Origin of the sequence: Streptomyces sp. FH025 (assembly GCF_017427025.1) — a bacterium.
Lineage (GTDB): Bacteria > Actinomycetota > Actinomycetes > Streptomycetales > Streptomycetaceae > Kitasatospora.
On the sequence record NZ_JAFLNG010000656.1, the window covers coordinates 1 to 4,332 of the forward strand.

Sequence of the window (4,332 nt, forward strand, 5' to 3'; positions counted from 1 at the left end):
CCATCCCCCCTGCGCAGCCCGCCGGCTGAGGCGGCCCGGGCCGCGGCCCTCCGGAAGCCGTGGAACGACACCGGTCATCCGCTGGTGGGCGGGGCCGCGAAGGTGCGCCGGTAGGCCTGCGGCGTCGTGCCGAGGCGCCGGGCGAAGTGGTGGCGGAGGGTGTCGATGCTGCCGAAGCCCGTGCGGTGGGCGACGGCGGCGATCGGCTCGTCCGTGGTCTCCAGGTGATGCTGAGCGAGCAGGACGCGTTGCCCGGTGAGCCATTGCAGCGGGGTGGTCCCGGTCTCCTGCAGGAAGCGGCGGGCGAAGGTCCGCGGGGAGAGATGGGCGTGGCGGGCCATCGCCTCGACGGTCAGGTCCTGGTCGAGGTTGGCTTCGATCCAGGCCAGGACGGGGGCGAGGGAGCCGGTCCCGTGCCGGGGAAGGGGGCGTTCGCGGTACTGGCGCTGGCCGCCGTCGCGGTGCGGGGGCGCGACCATGCGGCGGGCGATGGCGTTGGCCACGGCGCTGCCGTGTTCCTTGCGGATCAGATGGAGGCAGGTGTCGACGCCGGCGGCGGTGCCCGCGCCGGTGATGACCGGGTCCTCGTCGACGTAGAGCACGTCCGACTCGACCCGGGCGCGCGGGTGGCGGCGGGCGAGTTCGTCGGTGTAGCGCCAGTGGGTGGTGCAGCGCCGCCCGTCCAGCAGCCCGGCCTCGCCGAGCAGGAAGGCCCCGGTGCAGATGCTCAGGACGCGGGCGCCGCGCTCGACGGCGGCCCGCAGTTCCCCGGCCAGGTGGTCCGGCTGCCGTACCTGCGGATCGTAGGCCGGGACGCAGATGAGGTCCGCCGAGGCCAGCCGCTCCAGGCCGTGCCGGGTCCGCACCTCGAAGCCGTGCCGCATCGGCACGCTGTCGCCGGTTCCTGAGACGAGAGCGAAGTCGTAGACGGGCAGCGCGTCGTCGCCGCGGTCGATGCCGAAGACCTCGCAGAACACACCCAACTCGAAGGCGTGGGCGCCCTGGAGGGCCAGGACGGCGACATCGCGGAGCACGGGCTCCCGGTCTCCTCTCACGACGGTGGCAGGAATTTCAGCATATCCGTCGTTTCCGCCACTCCCGGCGGGTGCCCCCTCTTGGAAGGCTCGCAGGCGTCACCCCCGGCACGCGAACAGCTAGGCACCCGAATGACCACGCACACGCACACCGCCGACCCCGCCCTCTCGTCACGGACGGCCCAGGTCCTGCGCGCACTGGCGCTCGACGAGGAACTGAAGTGGCGCATCCCCGGCGACCCCGTTCTGGGCCCCCTGGCCCGCAAGGTCGCCCGGCGGTACGTGGCCGGCGAAACCCTCCCCGACGCTCTGGAGCGCGCGCAGCGGATCCTGGCCGCCGGCCACCGCGTGAACGTCGAGTACATGGGCGAGAGCTGCCGCGACCCGCAGCGCGCCGTCGAGGAGACCGACACCTTCCTCGCCGCCGCCCGGCTCCTGCCGCCCGGGTGCTCGATCTCCCTCGACCTGTCCCACATCGGCCTCGCCGTCGACGCGGAGCTCGCCCTGGCCAACGCCTCCCGCATCGCCCGGGCCACCGCCGCCACCGGGCGGGAGATGATGATCTCGGCCGAAGGATCCGACCGTACCGACGCGACGCTGGCCCTGCACCGCACGCTGTGCGAGCGTTTCGACCACGTGGGCATCACCGTCCAGGCGCGCCTGCACCGCACCGCGGACGACCTACCGGAACTGCTCACCCGCCCCGGTCGCATCCGCCTGGTCAAGGGCGCCTTCCTCGAACCCGAGAGCATCGCCCACCGGCGGGAGGCCCCGGCCCTGACCGCCGCCTACCTGAAGTACGCGGAGCAACTGGCCGACTCGGGCCACCTGTGCTCCTTCGCCACCCACGACTGGGATCTGATCGACCGTATCGACCGCTACGTCGGCGGGGGGAACCGGGACCGCGCCCCCTGGGAGTTCGAAACCCTCCTCGGCCTCGGGCCCGACCGCCTCGACGCCATGGCCGAGCGTGGACACCCCACCCGCGAGTACGTCGTCTTCGGCACGCAATGGTGGCTCTACGTCTGCAACCGACTCGCCGAAGACCCCCAGCGCCTGCTCCAAGCCCTCCTCGACGCGGCCGCGTGAACCCGAACCGGTGAACGAACGCCGCCCCTTGTCGGACCCCTTGTCGTGAACGGGATCTCACGTACCCCGCACCGGGCCGAAGCGCTCCACCGGGCCCTTCGCCGACGTCACGTCGTGGTCCGTGAGGACGATCGTGGCCCTGTGCGGTGGGGCCCAGCAGCCAGATCGACCGGCCGATCTCGATCGGCGCGTAGCGCTCGGCCAGGGCCTTGAAGTCTGCCGGCAGCTCCGTCTCCAGTTCGGCTTCGAGCTCGCGCCAGCGCTGCGCCGCAACGCCGGGCCCGCTGGGCGGCCCGATGATCGCGCGTACGTCGTCCACGTGGTCGGTCACGGGCCGGCTCCTCGCTCATCGGCCCTCGCCGTCACGGGCCTTTCGGCCCGGTCCGCCACGTTTGCGCCGTTCCTGGTGCCGCTGCCGGGCACCTGCTGTCGGGTGATCCTCCTTTCCTCGTGTCGGCGTTCCGCCGGAGTAGCCGGGCGAGCGCCCCGGCCCGCCCGCGCCTAGAAAGAGATGGCGGCCGGGGCGCGCCGTCCGTCACCCGGGTGTGTCCCTCACGACCCGACACGGAGGACGAATTCATGAACGCGTTTGATCTGACCGGCCGTGTGGCGCTGGTGACCGGGGCGACCAGCGGCATCGGCGCCGCCACGGCGGTGCTGATGGCCCGGCGCGGAGCGCACGTGCTGGTCGCCGGCCGCGACGGCGCCCGCGGTGAGGCCGTGGCCGAGACCGTCCGCGCCGGCGGCGGCAGGGCCGACTTCGTCGCCGCCGACCTGCGCGAGGCGCGGGCGGTGCGGCAACTGGCGCTCCAGGCCGAGGAGTTGTTCGGCCGGGTCGACATCCTGGTGAACAACGCGGGCGCCTACCCGTTCGGGCCCACCGAGAAGACGGCGGACAGCGAGATCGACACCGTCTACGCGCTGAACGTGAAGGCGCCGTTCCACCTGGTGGCGCAGCTCGCACCGGCGATGGCGCGGCGCGGCGGCGGCGCGATCGTCAACGTGACCACCGTCGCCGCCGCGTACGGGTTCGCGGGCATGGCCCTGTACGGGTCGAGCAAGGCGGCCGTGGAGCTGCTGACCAAGGCGTGGGCCGCGGAGTACGGCCCGCGCGGGGTGCGGGTCAACGCCGTGCGCCCCGGGCCGGTGCGCACGGAGGGCACGGCCGGCATGGGTGAGGACCTCGACGCCCTGGCCGCCCAGGCCCCGGCCGGCCGCTCGGGCGAGCCGCAGGAGGTCGCCGAGGCGATCGCCTACCTGGCCAGTGACGCGGCGAGCTTCGTCCACGGCGCGGTGCTGTCCGTGGACGGCGGCCGCTCGGCCGTGTGAGGCGCGCCGTTTCGCCGGTGGGCCGTTGGGGGGCGCGCTCGTCGCGGGTGCCAGGGGGTCAGTCCCACCAGAAGTACCAGTGGTGGGAGCCGACCAGGCGCTCGGCGTAGGCGGTGAGGGTTCCGGCGCCCTGGTAGACCTGGTCGGGGCAGAAGGCGACGTGCTCGGCGGCCAGTGGGAGGGCCTCGGCGAGGGTGGCGGGCGGGGTGGGGACGCTCAACTGGAGGGTGGCGAAGCCGACTTCGACGACCTGGGCGCCGAAGCGGCGCTCCCAGGAGGTGAGGACGGCGGCGATCTTGGCGGTGTCGCTCTCGTGGTTGAGCGGGCCGCTCCAGCCGCACGCCACCAGCGCCTGGGCGCCGCCGGCGGCCGGCACCAGGCCCAGGCGCACGTTCAGGAACGACTGCACGGCGCCGGCCAGCTCCCGCGCCTGCGCGTCGGCGGCTCCCTCGGGCACGGCGGCGGCCGGGGCGAGGCCGGGCCAGGCGGCGCCGTAGGGGGCCAGCGTCTTCGCCGACTCGTCCTCGTCCTCCGGGCCTTCCGGCTCCCACCACGCGCGCAGCAGGGCGGCCGGGTCGTGGTCGGCGGGGTCGGAGGCGTCGTCCGGGTAGAGCTCGCCGGACAGCCAGGGACGGAAGTCGTCCCCGTCGTGCAGCGGGCTGAGCAGCAGCGGCCACAGACCGCTCTGCGGGTGGGCGCGGTGCAGCTGCTCCCACAGCCCGGCGGGGGCGGGGCCGTCACTGATCCACAGCAGCGGGCGCTCGCCCTCCCCCTCCTCCCCCACGACGGGGCGGCCGGGCGGCAGCGCAACGGGCGGGGCGACATCGAAAGGCCAGGTCATGCGCCTGACCGTAGGGGCGGGCACTGACAACGGCGGTAC

4 protein-coding genes are annotated in these 4,332 nt (G+C 74.1%); 2 read left to right on the top strand and 2 right to left on the bottom strand.

Annotation, left to right across the window (positions count from 1 at the left end; all coding sequences use genetic code 11):
• Positions 1–74 precede the first annotated feature (74 nt).
• A complete protein-coding gene (locus J0670_RS31450; protein WP_207815299.1) occupies positions 75–1,034 on the bottom strand; it encodes a GlxA family transcriptional regulator in 960 nt (319 codons plus the stop codon).
• A 132-nt stretch (positions 1,035–1,166) separates the two neighbouring features.
• Between J0670_RS31450 and J0670_RS31455 the strand changes: the two genes are divergently transcribed.
• The gene (locus tag J0670_RS31455; protein ID WP_207815300.1) at positions 1,167–2,123 is read left to right on the top strand and encodes a proline dehydrogenase family protein; all 957 of its coding nucleotides are present in this window, start codon (positions 1,167–1,169) and stop codon (positions 2,121–2,123) included.
• 579 nt (positions 2,124–2,702) lie between these two features.
• Positions 2,703–3,452, top strand: a complete 750-nt coding sequence (locus J0670_RS31460; RefSeq protein WP_207815301.1) for an SDR family NAD(P)-dependent oxidoreductase — start codon at positions 2,703–2,705, stop codon at positions 3,450–3,452.
• A gap of 58 nt (positions 3,453–3,510) precedes the next feature.
• Here the strand turns inward: J0670_RS31460 and J0670_RS31465 are convergent, their stop codons facing one another.
• Positions 3,511–4,293, bottom strand: a complete 783-nt coding sequence (locus J0670_RS31465; RefSeq protein WP_207815302.1) for a DUF4253 domain-containing protein — start codon at positions 4,291–4,293, stop codon at positions 3,511–3,513.
• Positions 4,294–4,332 lie beyond the last annotated feature (39 nt).